This window comes from Hymenobacter artigasi, from assembly GCF_012275535.1.
Classification (GTDB): domain Bacteria; phylum Bacteroidota; class Bacteroidia; order Cytophagales; family Hymenobacteraceae; genus Hymenobacter; species Hymenobacter artigasi.
On sequence record NZ_JAAVTK010000008.1, the window covers coordinates 62,250 to 79,658 of the forward strand.

At 62.1% G+C, this 17,409-nt stretch carries 12 protein-coding genes; 6 read left to right on the forward strand and 6 right to left on the reverse strand.

Annotated features, from left to right (window positions below):
* Positions 1-69 precede the first annotated feature (69 nt).
* Positions 70-2,514 carry an endonuclease MutS2 gene (locus HBN54_RS13890; protein ID WP_168673822.1) on the forward strand — a complete coding sequence of 815 codons (2,445 nt, stop codon included), beginning with the start codon at positions 70-72 and terminating at the stop codon, positions 2,512-2,514.
* 181 nt (positions 2,515-2,695) lie between these two features.
* On the opposite strand, the gene HBN54_RS13895 is transcribed toward HBN54_RS13890, so the two are convergent.
* The 3 genes from HBN54_RS13895 to murB all read right to left on the reverse strand — a co-directional run bounded on the left by HBN54_RS13895 (position 2,696) and on the right by murB (position 7,370).
* A complete protein-coding gene (locus tag HBN54_RS13895) occupies positions 2,696-5,053 on the reverse strand; it encodes a phospholipase D-like domain-containing protein (protein ID WP_168673823.1) in 2,358 nt (785 codons plus the stop codon).
* Between the two features lie 153 nt (positions 5,054-5,206).
* Positions 5,207-6,217 carry a fibronectin type III domain-containing protein gene (locus HBN54_RS13900; RefSeq protein ID WP_168673824.1) on the reverse strand — a complete coding sequence of 337 codons (1,011 nt, stop codon included), beginning with the start codon at positions 6,215-6,217 and terminating at the stop codon, positions 5,207-5,209.
* A gap of 115 nt (positions 6,218-6,332) precedes the next feature.
* Positions 6,333-7,370 (reverse strand): UDP-N-acetylmuramate dehydrogenase, encoded by a 1,038-nt coding sequence (murB, locus tag HBN54_RS13905; RefSeq protein WP_168673972.1) that lies wholly within the window; start codon positions 7,368-7,370, stop codon positions 6,333-6,335.
* A gap of 131 nt (positions 7,371-7,501) precedes the next feature.
* Between murB and HBN54_RS13910 the strand changes: the two genes are divergently transcribed.
* Positions 7,502-8,047, forward strand: coding sequence for an RNA 2'-phosphotransferase (locus tag HBN54_RS13910; protein ID WP_168673825.1), 546 nt, complete (start codon positions 7,502-7,504; stop codon positions 8,045-8,047).
* A 15-nt stretch (positions 8,048-8,062) separates the two neighbouring features.
* On the opposite strand, the gene HBN54_RS13915 is transcribed toward HBN54_RS13910, so the two are convergent.
* Positions 8,063-8,617: a hypothetical protein gene (locus tag HBN54_RS13915; protein ID WP_168673826.1), complete on the reverse strand. Its 555-nt coding sequence runs from the start codon at positions 8,615-8,617 to the stop codon at positions 8,063-8,065.
* Positions 8,618-8,745: 128 nt separating this feature from the next.
* Positions 8,746-10,146, reverse strand: a complete 1,401-nt coding sequence (locus tag HBN54_RS13920; RefSeq protein WP_168673827.1) for a sugar MFS transporter — start codon at positions 10,144-10,146, stop codon at positions 8,746-8,748.
* A 99-nt stretch (positions 10,147-10,245) separates the two neighbouring features.
* Here HBN54_RS13920 and HBN54_RS13925 point away from each other — a divergent pair, with 99 nt between their 5' ends.
* The 4 genes from HBN54_RS13925 to HBN54_RS13945 all read left to right on the forward strand — a co-directional run bounded on the left by HBN54_RS13925 (position 10,246) and on the right by HBN54_RS13945 (position 16,322).
* Positions 10,246-11,454: a THUMP domain-containing class I SAM-dependent RNA methyltransferase gene (locus HBN54_RS13925; RefSeq protein WP_168673828.1), complete on the forward strand. Its 1,209-nt coding sequence runs from the start codon at positions 10,246-10,248 to the stop codon at positions 11,452-11,454.
* Positions 11,455-11,639: 185 nt separating this feature from the next.
* Positions 11,640-14,339, forward strand: coding sequence for a DNA helicase RecQ (recQ, locus tag HBN54_RS13935; RefSeq protein ID WP_210428063.1), 2,700 nt, complete (start codon positions 11,640-11,642; stop codon positions 14,337-14,339).
* A gap of 289 nt (positions 14,340-14,628) precedes the next feature.
* Complete coding sequence (locus HBN54_RS13940; protein ID WP_168673829.1) at positions 14,629-15,465, forward strand: LexA family transcriptional regulator; 837 nt, start codon at positions 14,629-14,631, stop codon at positions 15,463-15,465.
* Positions 15,466-15,599: 134 nt separating this feature from the next.
* Positions 15,600-16,322: a pirin family protein gene (locus HBN54_RS13945; protein WP_168673830.1), complete on the forward strand. Its 723-nt coding sequence runs from the start codon at positions 15,600-15,602 to the stop codon at positions 16,320-16,322.
* 97 nt (positions 16,323-16,419) lie between these two features.
* Here the strand turns inward: HBN54_RS13945 and HBN54_RS13950 are convergent, their stop codons facing one another.
* Positions 16,420-17,325 carry a hypothetical protein gene (locus HBN54_RS13950; RefSeq protein WP_168673831.1) on the reverse strand — a complete coding sequence of 302 codons (906 nt, stop codon included), beginning with the start codon at positions 17,323-17,325 and terminating at the stop codon, positions 16,420-16,422.
* Positions 17,326-17,409: the final 84 nt, after the last annotated feature.

The following is a 17,409-nucleotide window of genomic DNA, read 5'->3' on the forward strand; positions in this document are numbered from 1 at the left end:
CGAATCTTTCCCGCCCCGCCCGCTGTTTACCTTCGTACCCAATTCTGAAATCCCGCAAAGCTCAATTTCTTGCTGTTACCACAACACTTCGAACAAAAAATCGGCTTCACCACCCTGCGCGAGCAGCTTGAAGCCAATTGCCTTTCCGCCCTGGGCCGGCACTACGTGGCCCGCATGGAGTTCCAGCCCAAGCACGAGCCCCTGCTGAAACTGCTCCAACAGGCCGACGAATTCACCTACCTGCTGCGCTCCGGGGCCGATTTCCCGGCCTCGCACTACCACGATGCTCAGGCCCACCTCAAGCGCGCCGCCCTGCCGGGCGCGTACCTGGACGTGGCCGCCTTCTTCGAGGTTAAGATGAGCCTGCGCACCATCCGGCAGGCGCTGAGCTTCTTCTCCGATGCCGACCCCAGCCTGTACCCCTCGCTGCGCCTGCTGGGCATCGGCATCCAGGTCGACCGCAATTTGCTGGCCGCGTTGGATAAAGTGGTGGACGATGAAGGCGCGGTGCGCGACGACGCGAGCCCGCTGCTGCGCCAGATTCGGCAGGAGCTCATTGCCCGCCAGGGCCAGCTGCGCAAGCAGATTGCCGGCATTCTGCGCCACGCCAAAAACGAGGGCTGGATTCCCAGCGACTCCGAGCCCACCATTCGCGGTGGGCGTTTGGTGCTGCCCGTCATTGCCGAGCACAAGCGCAAGGTGAAGGGCCTGATTCACGACGAATCGGCCTCGGGCCAAACGGTGTACATCGAGCCGGAAGCCGTTTTTGAGCTCAACAACGACATCAAGGACCTCGATAACGCTTACCATCGCGAGCTGATTCGCATCCTCACGGCCCTCACCGACCAGCTGCGCCCGCACATTCCGGACTTGCGCAAAGCGTATTCCTATTTGGGGTTGATTGACTTCATTAGAGCAAAGGCCAGATTGGCCGTCACGCTCGATTGCCGCCTGCCCGTGCTGCACAACAAGCCCCTGCTGAAGTGGGTGCAGGTGCGCCACCCGCTGTTGCAGCTGGCCTTTGCCCAGCACAAGCGCGACAACGGCGACCCCCGCGAAGTAGTGCCGCTCGACCTGGAACTGAACCACGAGCAGCGCATCCTCGTCATCTCCGGCCCCAACGCCGGCGGCAAATCCGTGAGCCTGAAAACCGTGGGCCTTGTGCAGTTCATGCTGCAAATGGGCCTGCTCATCCCGTGCGCCGACAACTCCGAAGCCGGCGTGTTCGAGGATATTTTCCTGGACATCGGCGACGAGCAGAGCCTGGAAAACGACCTGAGTACCTACTCCTCGCACTTGCTGGCCATGAAGCAATTCATGCTGCTGGCCGGCAAGAAAAGCCTGGTGCTCATCGACGAATTCGGCACCGGCACCGAGCCCAGCCTGGGCGGGGCCATTGCCGAAGCCGTGCTCGACCAGCTGAACAAGGCGCGGGTCTACGGCGTGATTACCACGCACTACACCAACCTGAAGAACTTCGCTGAGCGCACCCCGCACCTCGTGAACGGCGCCATGCGCTACGACCCCGAGAAACTGCAGCCGCTGTATCGCCTCGAAGTGGGCAAGCCGGGCTCGTCGTTCGCCATCGAAATTGCCCGCAAAATCGGCCTGCCGAAGGAAGTGGTGGAGCGCGCCACCCAGCTGGTGGGCAAGGATAAAATCCGCTACGACCGCCTGCTCGAAGGCCTCGAAAAGGAGAAAACCGAACTCGAAACCCGCACCGCCGAAGCCGCCAAAGCCGAACGCCGCCTCAAAAGCGCCGCCAAGGAATACCAGGACCTCAAGCAGCACCTCGAAGACACCAAAATCGAAACCCTGCGCACGGCCAAGCAGCAGGCCAAAGCCTTGTTGGTAAACACCAACCAGCAAATCGAAGCCACCATCGGCGAAATCCGGCGCGGCAATGCCGACAAGGAAATCAACAAGGCTGCCCGCGAGAAGCTCGATAACTTCGTCAAGAAAGAACTGCAGATTGAGCCGCCCAAGCCCAAAGCCACCCGCGAGCGCGCCGAAGCCGGCGACCTCAAGCCCGGCGACAAAGTGGCCCTGTTCGGCCAGGAAGGCCACGGCGAGGTGGTGAGCGTGAAAGGCCAGACCGCCGAAGTCATATTCGGCGGCATGAAGACGCTGACCAAGCTCAGCCAGCTCGAAAAGCTGGGCCGGGCCGAAATCCGCGAGCGCGAGCAGGCCGCCAAATCCCAAAAATCGCGGCTCAGCGGCGGCAGCTCCGGTGGCGGCAACGGCGTGAACATCACCGACCGCATGGCCGGCTTCAGCCCCACCCTCGACCTGCGCGGCGAGCGCGCCGAAGACGCCCTCACCAAAACCATGAGCTTCGTGGACGACGCCGTGATGCTGGGCATGCCCGAAATCAAGTTCCTGCACGGGCGCGGCAACGGCGTACTCCGCCACGTAGTGCGCGACTACCTGCGCTCGCAGCGGGCCGTAGCCAGCGTGGCCGACGAGCACGCCGACCGGGGCGGCGACGGCGTGACCATTGCGGTGCTGAAGTAAACCCGTGTCATCCTGAGCGTAGCGAAGGACCTTGCCACGTTTGCGTTGATTACTGTAAGCCATTCAGTCATGATAAGGTCCTTCGCTGCGCTCAGGATGACACGAAACAGCCACTAAGCAACCAACAAAAAAGGCGGCTCCCTATTCGGGAGCCGCCTTTTTTGCGTCAGTTTCGCTCAGGTTATTCTACTACTACGCGGCTCGTCTGCACGGCCTCGGGAGTAGTTACCTGCACCATGTACAGGCCCGCTTTCAGCGCCGTGGCGTCGATGGTGAGGTCGGTGCCGGTGAGGGGCTGGGTCTGGGTGAGCACTACGCGGCCGGTCACATCGCGCAGCACGATGGTGGCGGTGCGGGCCGAGCTGCTGGCCAGGTGCAGGCTGAAGCTGCCACGGGCCGGGTTGGGGTAGGCCTGCATGGTGCTGGCCTGCACCGTGCCGGTGCGGGTAGCCAGCACCAGGCGGCACACCGTGAACGCCGTGGTGTTCTCGGCGATGCGGGCGGCGTACTCCTGGTAGTAGCGGTTGGTCACGCGGGCATCGTGCACCACCAGCGTGTTTTCGTCATTCTCGGTATCGGCCGAAGCCGTCCAGTTGTGCGAGCCCACGAACACCGTGGGGTCCGACTGGCTGGCGCCAGCGTCCACAATCAGGGTTTTGTGGTGCATAATGCCGAAGCCGGCTGCTGTACGCTTGATGATGAGGCGGTTGCCCAGGCCTGCCTGCGCGAGGCGGAAGGCGTAGCCGGCCGTGCCGCTGGTGTCGTTCACGAGGCCGTCGGAGCAGCCCGCGATGTTGCGCGTGGTTATCTGGTTGGCAATGGCGCGGCCCAGGTCGGCCCGGGTCACGAGCATCGACTCGAAGTGCAGGTCGTTGTCGGCCGAGGCGATGGCGGTGAGCAAGCGGGCGTTCACGTTATCGGTGGGCGAGAAGTACGACTCCACCGACTTGCCGCCGATGTTCAGGTAGTGCGGCGTGTTGTCGGACTTGCGCGAGCCAAACAGGCTGGTGCCGGGCGTAGCCGTCTGCGAACCCCACATCTCATTGAATTCCACGGCGTAGACGCGGGCCAGCGACTGGTCCTGAATGGCAATCACGTTGTTGGCATCGGTGGTGAGCTGGGCCGGGGTCCAGTTCATCGAGCCCGTCCACACCCACGGCACGTTGGGGTTGGTGCTTTCGGCATCAATAATCACAAACTTGTTGTGCATGATGCTGCTGCCGCTGCTGCCGGGCTGGGCCGGGCGGGGTACGCGGGGAATAGAAGCCAGCAGCTGGCCCACGCTCACGTTGGCGTTGTCGTCTTCGAAAATAACGCGCACCTGTACGCCACGCGTTTTGGCGGCATTCACCGCGTTCAGAATAGTCGTGTTGTTCCAGTTGTAGATGGCAATGTCCAGCGTCTGGGTGGCGCGGTTGATGTAGCGCACCAGTGTATCGGGGGCCGCGCCGTTGAGCATGGTCACGGCCGCGTTGCCGGGCAGGGCCAGGGAGGCATCTACCGTCCGGTTGAAGAAGTTCTTGATAACGCCCGACGACAGCGAAGCCGTAATCATGGGTACCGCGCGCGACTCCGACCGGCCCACGCTGTTCACCGACACGGCTTGTACGTAGTAGATGGTAGCGGGCTGCAGGCCCGTAATAACCTGGCTGTGAGCCGTGGTGAGGGCTGTGGACCCCGGTACCGTCGTGAACGTGCCGTTAGGCGTGGTGGAATACGACAGGATAGTGTTGCCGGCGTTCTGGGTGTTGAAGCTGACCGTGAAGCCGGTGGTGGTGATGTTGGAAGGCACCGGGCTGGTGGTCAGGTTAGGCGTGAGGCCCTGCACGAAGTCGGCGTACTTGCGGCTGAGCATCTGGTAGCCGCCCACAATGCTGGTGGCCGATGGCGAGTACTGGCTCATGATGCCAATGGCATCGAAGGTGCCCGTGGGACTGGGCTTGCCAATGAGGCCATCGGGGCCGTTGGAGTTGGTCGGTACATAGTTGACCAGCGTCGTATTGTTGTTCAGGCGGTAGGTGGTGTTGGCCGTGAAGGCCGCTACCGCGCCGCCGCCGGTGGTATTCACCGAAGTCAGGCCGTTGATGCGTACCAGCATGCCTTCGTACTGCTCAGCGTAGGCCGAAGCAGCCTGGGCCGCCGTGAACACGACCGGGGCCGGCACCGGCCGGTTGCCGGCCAGCACGGTGAGGGAGGCAATGGGGTCGATTTCGAGCAGGCCGCGATACATTTTCAGGCTGCCGGTAACTTCAATGCTGTCGCCGGGAACCAGCGGCGACACCAGCGGCCCCGTGGCACCGCCCGTCGTGTACACGGCAATGCCCGCCGTGCGGTCCTGGATATAACGAACGATGCTCACCGTGGAGCCCAACTCGTCGCCGTTGGTCACAATGCCGCGCACCGTCACGGTGGGGCCGGCCACGTTGTTGGCCGTGGGGGCCTGAGCGCGGGCCGCCGCAATGGTGATGGCCGTTTGGGCGGAAGCCGCGTGCCACGACGTAGCACACGCCAACAACGCCAGCAGAGTAAGTTTCTTCATAAGAAAAACAGAATGTAAAGAAATGATTAAGTTAAAGTTGAAGCACTGGGCCGAAATACAAAGATGCTGAATTTTGGGCAAACCAACGCCCGGGTCGGGCCGCCGGTTTGCGTGGCGGCCAACCCGGGCGTTGGCGTATTCAGCGTCCCCGATTTAGTTTTTGCCGCTGCTCCGGCTGCGCTTGCCGGTGCTCGTGATGAAGGGTACCGGCGTGGCCGTTTCGGTGCCGGCTCCGTTGCGCGAGCTCACCTCCACGTAGTAGGTAGTGCCGGGAATCAGGTTGTTCAGCGTGAGGCTGTGGTGGGTGGTCAGGCTGGCATCCAGGCGGCTTTCTTTCAGTTCTTTGGCGTTGAGGCCGTAGCGCACGCGGGTATCGCCGGGGTTCAGGGTAGAATACACCACGGTGAAGCCCGTAGCACTGACATCGACGGGCACGGGCTCTTCGGTGAGGCGGGGCAGGCCGCTGCCGCGCACAAAGTCGGTGGCCAGGCGGGGCAGCAGCTGGTAGCCGCCGGTGCCCCCCGGCGCGTACTGGCTCATGATGCCGCGCACGTCGAACGGCTCGCCGGTGGGCGGAGTGGTTCCGATAAGGCCATCGGGCCCGGTACTGGCGGCCCCCACGCGCAGCAGCGCGCCGGCCGTGCCGTCGAGCAGGTAATTGGCGTTGCCAACCAGGGCCTCGGCGGGGGCGCTGGTTGGGGTGAGCAGCCGCGTTATGCCGGTTATCTCAACCAGCCGGCTTTCATTCGCCTCGGCAAAAGCCGTGGCAACCTGGTCTGCCGGCACGTGCAGCGGATGCAGCCGCCGGCCGCCGGCCAGCTTATGAAACGAAGCGACGGGGTCCATTTCCAGCAGCCCGTTGTAGACCTTGAGCTGGCCCGTCACCTGAATGCTGTCGCCGGCCTGCAAGTCGCCGAAGCCCGGCAGCTTGGCGGGCTGGGCGTAGAGGGCCAGGCCGGCTTCGCCATCCTGCACGTAGCGAATGTTGCCCATCTCGGCCCCGTTCAGCACTACGGCTCGCACCGTAACGGTGCTGCCCGGCCCCAAGGCCCGGGCCGCTTTCAGGGTGAGAACTGGGGGCGTAGGGAGGGTGAGCAGGGAAGCCGGAGCTGCCCACGCCGGGCCGGCAAGCACCCCGGCAAGCAGGAGGAAAGTTGGTTTCATAAATTGAAGAATAAGCAGACCGGCCGCGAAATGGCTGATGTAAAGAATGCGACAAATTACGCATCATTTCTCATTTTCAGCAATATTATCGACTGATTGGCCGGGTGCTATTCAATCACAAAATATTAACTTCCGGGTGAAGGTCGATGCCGAACTGCTGGCGTACGGACGAGATTATCTCTTCGGCCAGTTGGCGTACTTCGCTGCCAGTAGCCCCGCCGTGGTTCACGAGCACCAGGGCCTGCCGGGCGTGCACGCCGTGGGTGCCTTCGCCGGGGCCGCGCCGCAGCCCCTTCCAGCCGGCCCGCTCGATTAGCCAGCCGGCGGGCACCTTCACGCCGCCGGGCACGGGGTAGCCGGGCAGGTCGGGGTACTGGCTTTTGAGGTGGTCGAACCGGGCCTGGGAGATTTCGGGGTTCTTGAAAAACGAGCCGGCGTTGCCGATTTCGGCCGGGTCGGGCAGCTTGGAGCGACGAATGTGCACCACGGCCCGGCTCACGTCCTGCGGCGTGGGCTCGCCCTCGATGCCGAGCTCGGCCAGCGTATCGGCAATGGCCCCGTACTGGAGGTTGGGGCGGGCCTGGCGGTGCAGGCGCAGCACCACGGCCGTCACCACAAACTGGCTTTTGAGCACGTTTTTGAACACGCTTTCGCGGTAGCCAAAGCCGCACTCGCCGGCCGAAAACACGCGGCCTTCGCCGGTAGCTATTTCCACGGCCTCCAGGTGGTCGAAGGTGTCGCGCAACTCGGCCCCGTAGGCCCCGATGTTCTGCAGCGGGGCCGCGCCCACCGTGCCGGGAATGAGGGAGAGGTTTTCGATGCCGCTGAGCTGCTGGTCGAGCGTGTATTCGACCAGGCCGTGCCAGCTCTCGCCGGCCCCGGCCCGCACGAGAGCCGTTTGGGCATCACCGTCTTCGCTGATAATTTCCAGCCCGCGAATCTCATTCTTAAGCACCACGCCGGCGAAATCCTGGGTGAACAGCAGGTTGGAGCCGCCGCCCAGAATGAGCTTTTCAGCCGCCTGTACCTGGGGCAGCTGCAGCAGCGCGCGCAGCTCATCGGCCGAGGCGAAGCGGGCGAAGTAGCGGGCCCGCACATCGAGGCCGAAGGTATTGTAGGGGCGGAGGGAGACGTTTTCTTCGAGCGTAGGCATCATGCCTGCAAAGGTAGCGGCCAGACGAAGTACCGTGGACGCCGCGAGTCCGTGCGTTGGTGCTGGGTGATGTCGGCGTTCATGCGCGCGGGCTCGCAGCGTCCACGGTACAGCCTGCTACCTTCGTACTTATGGACCCCAAGCAAGCCACCCGCCTCAGCAAGTTTCTCAGCCTGCACCTGCGTCACACGCCCGCCGCCATCGGCCTGACCTTGCAGGAAGGCGGCTGGGTAGGCGTCACTGATTTGCTGGCTGCCAGCGCGGTGCACGGCATGCCCATCAGCCAGGACGAGTTGACGGAAATCGTGACGGGCAGCGACAAACAGCGCTTCGCCTTCGATGCCGACGGCACCCGGATTCGGGCCCAGCAGGGCCACAGCGTGGAAGTCGATTTGCAGCTGCTGCCGGCCGTGCCGCCCGCCGTGCTCTACCACGGCACGGCGCCAGCCGCGCTGCCCGCTATCCGGCGTGAAGGTCTGCAGAAGATGAAGCGTCACCACGTCCACCTCTCGCCCGATGCCGAAACGGCCCGGCGTGTGGGCGCCCGGCGCGGCCCGCCCATCATCCTGACGGTAGATGCCGCCGCCCTGCTCGCCGCCGGCGTGGTGTTCTATGAATCCGGCAACGGCGTGTGGCTGGTGGAGGCCGTACCGCCAGCATATCTGCGGGAGGCGTAGGCGCGTCTTTGGCCGTTACTTCAGCTTGGCTTTCACGTTGAAGCGCGAGTCGGCGCGCACGGTGGTGTTCTGGCGCACGGGCTGGGCCATGGTCACATCGGTAAACAGCGAGTAGGAGCCGTTGCGCAGGTACAGGTCGAGCTTGGCACCGGAGGGCGTCAGGTTGATGGCAGTCTGGCCGGTGGGCACGGGGTCGAGGGAGGCCAGCAGGGTTTTGTTGGTGCCCTGGTTGTCGCTGGCGATGTAGATTTTTACGCTTTTCAGGAAGTCGAAATTCTGGCCGGCCGGGTCGGTCACGGTCAGGGTGAGGCGGTCGAGGGTCACGTCCTGCACATGGTCGGCGTTGGTGTTGTTGGCCGAATACGTGCCCGACGAAGAGGAATTAACCGTAGTGCCCGGCAACGACAATACCGTGGTATTGAGCAGGCCCGAGGCCGGCACCACGAAGCTGCTGGAATCGTCTATTTTAAACGTGAGCAGGTCTTCAATCTTCTTGCAGCCGCTGGCACTCAGCAGCAGGAATGCCAAAATAAAGGATAGGATTTTGGAAGTGTTAAACAGGCTTTTCATATTCAGGGAAGGGTTTAAATAAAATAGAAGAAAGAACCGTGCCGGTAAATTTATGGACCACGGCGCAATCTACGGCCAACCTCAGCTCTTGGTTTGAAAGCCCTGTCTCACGGGCAGGGACAGCCGCGCTACCGTACCCGGTAGCCGCTCACGGCATAAAACAACAGGTACAAATAGCACAGCGCCGGCACCACAAACGCCACCCGCAGCCCGCCGCCGTGCGTGGCCAGCCAGCCCATGAGCGGCGGAATAAGCGCCCCGCCCACGATGGCCATAATCAAATAAGAAGAGCCCTGCTTGGTGAATGGACCCAGCCCGGTGATGGCCAGCGGGAAAATGACGGGCCACATAATGGAGTTCATCAGCCCGCAGAGCACGATGAGCCAAAGTGCGGTTTCACCAGTGCTGAGAATACTCGCGCCCACCAGCGCCGTACCGGCCGCGCACACTGCTACCAGCAGCACGCGGTTGTGAAACCTGAGCAGCAGCGGAATGCCCACCACACGCCCGATGAGCGACCCAAACCAGTACGACGACACCAGCACCGCGCCCACCGCTTTGGTGAAGCCAACGGTGGTGTCGATGGCCGACGGCTCCTTGCCAAAGAGCACCAGGGCGTAGTTGGTGGCCACATTCAGCCCCTGCACCAGGCTTTGGGTGAAAGCGGAAAGCTGCCGGATACCCTGGCTTTCGCCGTAGCGAATCAAGAATGAGCCCAAGCCAACCTCCACGCCCACGTACACGAAAATGGCTGCAATGCCGAGCACGAGGTGCGGAAATGCCAGCGCCGACGTGCGCCCGGCTGCCATGGGCCGTGCCTCTTCGGCGGCCTCTTCGGGTATGCCTTCGATGTCGGGTAGCTTCACCAGAAAGAAAAACAGCGCCGCCAGCAGCACCAGAAACACGGCCAGACCTATATAAGGCCCCTTCACCAGCTGCGATTCTTCGGCCAGCCGCTCGGTGAGGGGCAGCGCCGCCAGCCGCGCCTTAAGCGCCACCGAGCCGCCGAACAGTACCAGCCCGCCCACCAGCGGCGAGAGCGCCCCGCCGAAGTTATTGGCTACGCCCACAATGCTTACCCGCGCCGCTGCGTTGCGCGCCGGCCCCAGAATGCTCACGTAGGGATTGGCCGCCACCTGCAGCAGCGTGATGCCGGCCCCCAGCGTGGCCAGCGCCGTGAGAAATAGCGCAAAAGCCCGCGAGTCGGCCGCCGGAATGAAGAGCAGCGCGCCGCCCGCCATCACCAGCAGCCCCACCACGATGCCGCGCTGGTAGCCCAGCTTCTTCAGGACCCAGCCCGCCGGCAGCGACATGAGAAAATACGCCCCAAAAAACGCCGACTGCACGGCCGAGGACTGCAAATCGGTGAGCTGGCACACGTCCTTGAGGTAGGGCATGAGCACGTCGTTGAAATTGGTGACGGCCCCGAACAGGAAGAACAGGGTGGTCATCAGCACCATGGGGCCGGCGTAGGAGCGAGCGGGCGCGGCGGCACTGATGGTGGGAGCGGAGGAAGGGGCGAGGGCCATAGGAGCGTAGCGCACGCTTTAGCCTGCGCCCAGTGGGAATGTGACGGGTTTGATGGCGCAAGCTAAAGCATGCGCTACACTTTCTGCCGACCTTTGCGGATGCGGACCAAAAGTCCGCGCTACTTTATGCACCTCACCGCCACCACCCAGTTCGGCCTGGAAGAACTGCTCGCCGACGAGCTCTACGCCCTCGGGGCCGACATTACCCACGTAGGCAGCCGCGCCGTCGAGTTCATCGGCGACCACCGCCTGCTCTACGAAGCGGCCCTTTGGAGCCGCCTCTCCATGCGCCTGCTGCGGCCCTTCGCCGCCTTCCACGCCGCCGATGAAAAGCAGCTGTACCGCGAAGTAAGCCGCATCGACTGGCAGGATTTCATCGGCCCCGGCCAGACTTTCGCCATCACGCCGGTGGTGAACCGCTCCACCTTCGAGCACTCGCTCTTCGTGGCCCAGCTCACCAAGGATGCCATCGTGGACCAGTTCCGGGCCCGCACCGGCGAGCGACCCAGCGTGGATACCCGCCAGCCCGATATCCGCCTGCACCTGCGCATGACGGAAAACGAAGTCATCCTCAGCCTCGACGCGGCCGGCGACTCGCTGCACCGCCGCGGCTACCGCCAGCACACCAACGAAGCCCCCCTGAACGAGGTGCTGGCCGCCGGCCTGGTCCTGCTCTCGGGCTGGGATGGCCAGCAGCCCCTCATCGACCCCATGTGCGGCTCGGCCACCATCCTCACCGAGGCCGGCCTCATCAGCCAGCGCATCGCGCCCGGCCTGTTCCACCAGGGCAAGTTCGGCTTCGAAAACTGGTACGACTTCGACCCCGAGCTCTGGAACCAGGTGCGCGAAGAAGCCAAAGCCCAGCGCCTGGAAGAGCCGCAAGCCTACCTCGCCGGCTCCGACCTCGACCCCCGCGTTATCGACATGGCGGCCGCCAACATCACCGCCGCCGGCCTGGAAGACTACATCAAGCTGTCGGTGCGCGACGTGAAGGACGCCGTAGCCCCGGCCAAGGAGGAGCCCGGCATCGTGCTGATGAACCCGCCCTACGGCGAGCGAATAGGGGAAGAGGCCGAAATGACGGCCCTTTATAAGACGATTGGCGATTCGCTGAAAACGAATTTTCAGGGCTACAATGCGTTCGTGTTCACCGGGAATCTGGAGGCGTCGAAGAGCATCGGGCTGAAGCCGGCGCGGCGCGTACCGTTGTTTAATGGGCCGATTGATTGCCGGTTGCTGAAGTATGAGCTGTACCGGGGGTCGAAGAGGGAGCCGCGGGCGGCGCAGCCGGAAAACCTCACCCCCTGACCCCCTCTCCAAAAAAGAGGGGGCACCGGCATTGCTCGGATGTAAATTTTGATGTGTTTTCTGAATTGACTTTTTAGCCTTTTCGAGGCTAGAAAAACCAAAATCAGGGCCAAACCGGTGCCCCCTCTTTTTTGGAGAGGGGGTCAGGGGGTGAGGTTGACGCTTGCCGATGCTACCTTCCCAATATGGAAACCCCGCCCAAGCTAAGCGGCCCGCAGGAGCACATCTACACCACCGACCCGCGTACTTGGGAAAAGCACCTAAAAGCCTACGCCCGCGAAAACCGCAAGGCCCCCACGCCCGCCGAAAACATCCTTTGGCAGAAATTACGTGGCTCAAAGCTTGGATTCAAATTCCGTCGCCAGCACGGCATTGACTTTTTTATCGTCGATTTCATCTGCGTTGAGGCCAAGCTCACCATCGAGCTTGACGGCGAAATCCACAACTCCCCCGAGCAGGCTGAATACGATGCCGGCCGTACCTTCACGCTAACGGAATTAGGCTACCGCGAACTGCGTTTCACCAACCAGCAAGTGCTAACCAGCTTAGACGAAGTCTTGGCTGAAGTAGCCCGCTTCCTTAAAATACCCCATCAAATGCCCTCGTCTGGCTCCCCCTCTTTTTTGGAGAGGGGGCCGGGGGGGGAGGTTACCCCGAACGATATGCCCGAACTAGCCACCCCGCCGCAACTCACCGCCGCCCGCCAGGCCCTGAAACGGTACTACGGCTACGACAATTTCCGCCCCATGCAGGGCGACATCATCCAGCACATCCTCGCCGGTAAAGACACCGTCGTGCTCATGCCCACCGGTGGCGGCAAGTCCGTCTGCTTCCAGATTCCGGCCGTGGTGAGCGAGGGTACCTGCATTGTCGTATCCCCTCTCATCGCCCTGATGAAGGACCAGGTGGAAGCCCTGAAAGCCAACGGCATCGCGGCCGCCTACATCAACAGCAGCGTGGGCCAGAGCGAGGCCAACGACATTGCCCGCGCCGCCACCGGCGGCTACCTCAAGCTGCTCTACGTATCGCCCGAGAAGCTGCTGAGCGAGGGCTTCATGCAATTTCTGAACCGCGTCAATATCAGCCTTTTTGCCATCGATGAGGCCCACTGTATCTCAAGCTGGGGCCACGATTTCCGGCCCGAGTACACCAAGCTGGGAACCCTGCGCACGCACTTTCCCAACACGCCCATCATCGCCCTCACGGCCACGGCCGACCGCCTTACCAAGCGCGACATCATCACCCAACTCAACCTGCGCGAGCCCAAGGTGTTTCTGTCGAGCTTCGACCGGCCCAACATCAACCTCAACGTGCGCCCCGGCCAGGACCGGGTGGGCTCGGTAATCGACTACATTGGCCGCCACCCGCAGGACCCCGGCATTATCTACTGCCTCTCGCGCAAGACCTGCGAAACCATCTCGGCCAAGCTCGTCGCCAAGGGCATCAAGGCCGCGCACTACCACGCCGGCCTCACGCCCTTGCAGCGCGGTAAGGCTCAGGAGGCTTTCTTGCAGGATGATATTCAGGTGATTGTAGCTACCATCGCCTTCGGCATGGGCATCGACAAGAGCAACGTGCGCTGGGTGATGCACTATAATTTGCCCAAAAATATCGAAGGCTACTACCAGGAAATCGGCCGGGCCGGGCGCGACGGCGCGCCCAGCACCGCCATCCTGTTCTACAGCTTCGCCGATGTGATGCAAATGCGCGAAATGGTGACCAAGGACGTGCCCGCGCGTCAGGCCCAACTCAACACCGCCAAGCTGGAGCGCATGCAGCAGTTTGCCGAAGCCGCCAGCTGCCGCCGCAAAATCCTGCTCAACTATTTCTCCGAAACCCTGCCCCAGGACTGCGGCAACTGCGACATCTGCCGCAACCCGCCCACCACGTTCGATGGCACGCTCATTGCCCAAAAAGCCTTGTCGGCCGTGTTCCGCAGCCGGGAGAAAGTCGCTATCAACCTGCTGATTGACATCTTGCGCGGCATGCGCAACCAGGCCGTGCTGCAAGGCGGCTACGACCAGATAAAAACCTACGGCGCGGGCTCCGACCTGCCCTACCTCGACTGGTACAGCTACGTGCACCAGATGCTGAACGACGGCCTGTTCTACATTGCCTACGAGGAAGGCTACGCCCTGAAAATCACCGAGCGCGGCCACGAAGTCCTGAAAGGCCAGCTCGCCCTGCCGCTCAAGAAATTCCAGCCCACTGAGAAGGCCGAGAAGCCCACCCGCGCCGGCAAAAAAGCCGCCAACGCCGCTGCCACGGCTGCCTTCGGCACCCCCGAAGCGCAGCTGTTCGACAAACTGCGCAAGCTCCGCAAGCAGATTGCCGACGAGCAGGGCGTGCCGCCCTACGTGGTGTTCTCCGATGCCACGCTGCAGGAGATGGCCGCCGAGCGGCCCGTCAACCGCGTGGGCATGCTGGGTATTTCGGGCGTGGGCATGAAGAAGTTCGAGACCTACGGCGAGAGCTTCATCCGCCTCATTCTGGAAGATGGCGGCGGGGCCGTACCCTCCGATTCGGACAACATGTTCAGCGAGCCGCGCCCCCGCGTGGCCGTGGCCGAAAAGCCCGTGAGCGACTCCGAGGACGCCACCATCCAGTTCCACCAGATGGGCCTCACCCCCGAGGACATTTCCGAGCGCCGCGGCCTGGCCCTGAGCACCGTGAAAACCCACCTCTACAACGCCTACGCCAAAGGCCGCGAGCTGCGCATCCACGACTTCACCACTGATGCCGAGCTGGCCGAAATTTTCACCGCCCGCGCCCAGCTCGGCGGCGAGCCCACCCTGCGCGACCTGTTCGACCACCTGCGCGAGAAGTACGACTACTTCCAACTGCGCATGGCCGCGCTGTATCACAGGCGTTTGCGCGGCCAGTAAAGTGAGGTAAGCTTTCGCTTGCCGTTTGAATTCAGGCCGTTATCAGAGCCCAAAAAGCCTGCTAAACCAACCACCTAAACTCTGCGAACCTCCGCGTTACCCTCGGCGAACCTCAGCGAGAATAAGAAAAAACGGGTAATTAGGAGCCGAAAGATAAATTGCTCGACGCTAAAGTGGTGGGCAGAAATTTATTAGCTAAGTGAATTAGTAACTTCGCGCCTGCGTTGCTAACTTCACCAGCCGAATCTGCGTTGAATCCAACGCCACTCCCGGCTGCCGCCTCCCACCGATGATAAATACCAACCTCAAGTTTTGCCGGCGCGAGCTCGCCCTCACGCAGGCCCAGATGGCCGAAAAGCTCGGCATCAAACGTTCGCTGGTGGGTGCCTATGAAGAAGGCCGCGCCGAGCCCCGCCTCGCCACGCTCGTCAACATGGCCCGCCTGTTCGGCATCACGCTCGACCAGCTCGTAACCACCGATTTCAGCAAGAAGAAGAACACCAAAATCATCGGCTCGCTGCCCGCGCCCGACCCCAACGCGCCCGATTCTGATTCCGCCGACGACAACCCCGAGCCGCCTACGCCGGCGGCTGGCGGCCGGCTCCGCGTGCTGGCCTTCACCGTGGATAAGGACCAGAACGAGAACATCGAGCTGGTGCCCCAAAAAGCCGCTGCCGGCTACCTCAATGGCTACGCCGACCGCGAATACCTGGAGGTGCTGCCCAAGTTCCGCCTGCCCATGCTCTCGCAAACGGGCACCTACCGCGCCTTCGAAATTGCCGGCGACTCGATGCTGCCCATTGCCAGCGGCACCGTCATCGTGGGCCGCTACGTGGAAGAGTGGGCCAGCATCAAGGATGGCACGCCCTGCATCGTGGTGAGCTCGCGCGACGGCATCGTGTTCAAGCGCGTGTTCAATAAAATGCGCTCCGGGGCCATGTTCGTGCTGCATTCCGACAACCCGAACTTCTCGCCCTACGACGTGAAGGCCGACGATGTGCTCGAAATCTGGGAGGCAAAAAGCTACATCAGCAGCACGTTCCCCATTGCCGAACTCTCGCTGGAGCGCGTGGCCAGCCTCGTGCTCGACCTGCAGCAGCAGGTAGCCCTGCTGCGCAAAGCATAGCCCGGAGCGGCTTCCTTAAATAAGACCATAAAGCCCTTCCGGCCCCCGGAAGGGCTTTGTTGTGCGGGACAAGGCCAACTTCCAGCCCGGCCTGCGCGTATGGTAGGCACGCCATATCCTCTTGCTCTCACGCTATGCTCAAATACATTTCCGCCGCCGACCGTCACCATGCTGCGCCCGCTGCCTGGCTCAGCAGCTACTTTCTGTTTTCGTTTGCCGATTATTTCGACCGCGCCAATATGCACTTCGGGCCGTTGCGCGTGTTCAACGACGATAGTGTGGCCGCCCAGTCGGGCTTCCCGCAGCACCCGCACTCTGAAATGGAAATCGTGACGCTGATGCTCGACGGCGAAATCACGCACCAAGATACGATGGGCAACAAAACGACCATCAAGGCCGGCGAAGTACAGCGCATGACGGCCGGCACCGGCCTAGCCCATTCCGAGTTCAACCGCCAGGATACGCCCCTGCACCTCTATCAGCTGTGGTTCATCCCCGGCCAGAAGGGCCTGGCCCCCAGCTACGAGCAGAAGGACCTGGGCTTCACCAGCGGCAACAAGAACCAACTGGTGCCCCTCGTGACCGGCCAGAAAGTGCTGGAAGACGTGGTGTACATGAATTCCAACAGCACGGTTTATTGGTCGAATCTGGACGAGGGCGAGGAGATTGAATTCAAAACCTTCCCCATTCGCCTCACCTTCATTTACGTGAAGCAGGGCTCCATTTTCGTGAACGGCACCGAGCTCGGCCCCAACGACCAGGCCCGCATGACCGACGACGATGTGGTACAGATTCGCGCCGCCAAAGACGCGCAATTTATCCTCATCGACCTGCCGTCGTCGGAATCGAACTATTAAGAATTAAACTACAAGCCACAAGCTCCAGGCTGCAAGCCTTTTCCGAAACACCGGAGAAAGCTTGCAGCCTGGAACTTGTGGCTTGTAGCTTAATAACTTAGAAGTTATACGTGATACCGGCCGAGTAGCCGGTGGACTTTCCAATGTTGCGGCCGGCCACGTAGGTGTTAGCCCCCAGCGTCAGGCCGAAGCCGTTGGTGATGGGTCGGTAGGCGCTGGCCCCCAGGCGGAGGTAGTTGACGCGCGTGGAGGGAAAAAAGCCGGTGAAGCCCTGGGCGGCAATATCGGTGCCGCCGTTCGATTCCTGAAAAGACGCATTGCCTTCGAGGTAGATTTTGGGGCCGGCGTATCCTAGCTTCGCCTCGCCCACCAGGGCATCGGGCACGGAGCCGGTGCGCAGGCTATAGCCCACCTGGGCGGTGGCAAACACGCCCGAGCTGGTTTTGAGGTGCGCCACGCCGGAGGCCGTGTACTTGGTGGCCCGGTTGCCGATGGCGATGATATAGCCGTAACCGGTGTTGCTCTGGTAGTCGCTCACCGGGGTGCTGAAGCTGACCACGCCCAGCAGGTCGAGGATGCTGCTGCCGATTTCGCGGGTGTAGGATTTGAACTTGAGCAGGGCGGTAACGTCCTGCAGGCCCTGGCGCACGTTGGTATAGCCCTGCGTGGAGTAGTAGGAGTTCAAGCCATCAATAACCGCCCCCGGGGCGCGGCCTTTCGACTGAATGTAGGGCAGGCTGATGATGGCGTCAATCTTGTCGGAGAGGCCATAGGTGCCGTACAGGTTGAGCGAATTGACGCGCACCTCCTGAAAAACCGGAACGCCCGATATTTTTTCGGGAGCCAGGTACACATCGGTGTAGCGCTCAGCCGTGCCCGATACCACCACCGAGCCGTGGCCCTTGCCCGCCATAAAACCGCTCACCAAGCTCTGCCCCTGAGCAGTAGTAGCCACGCCGGTAATAAAAAGAACACTACAAAACAGCTTGGAAAAATTTTGCATAAAAACAATAAATAAGAAACTACTATTAGGGGTAGCCTGGCTGGGTATGGCCAAACAAAAACAGCTCATTTAGTCTATTCTGAC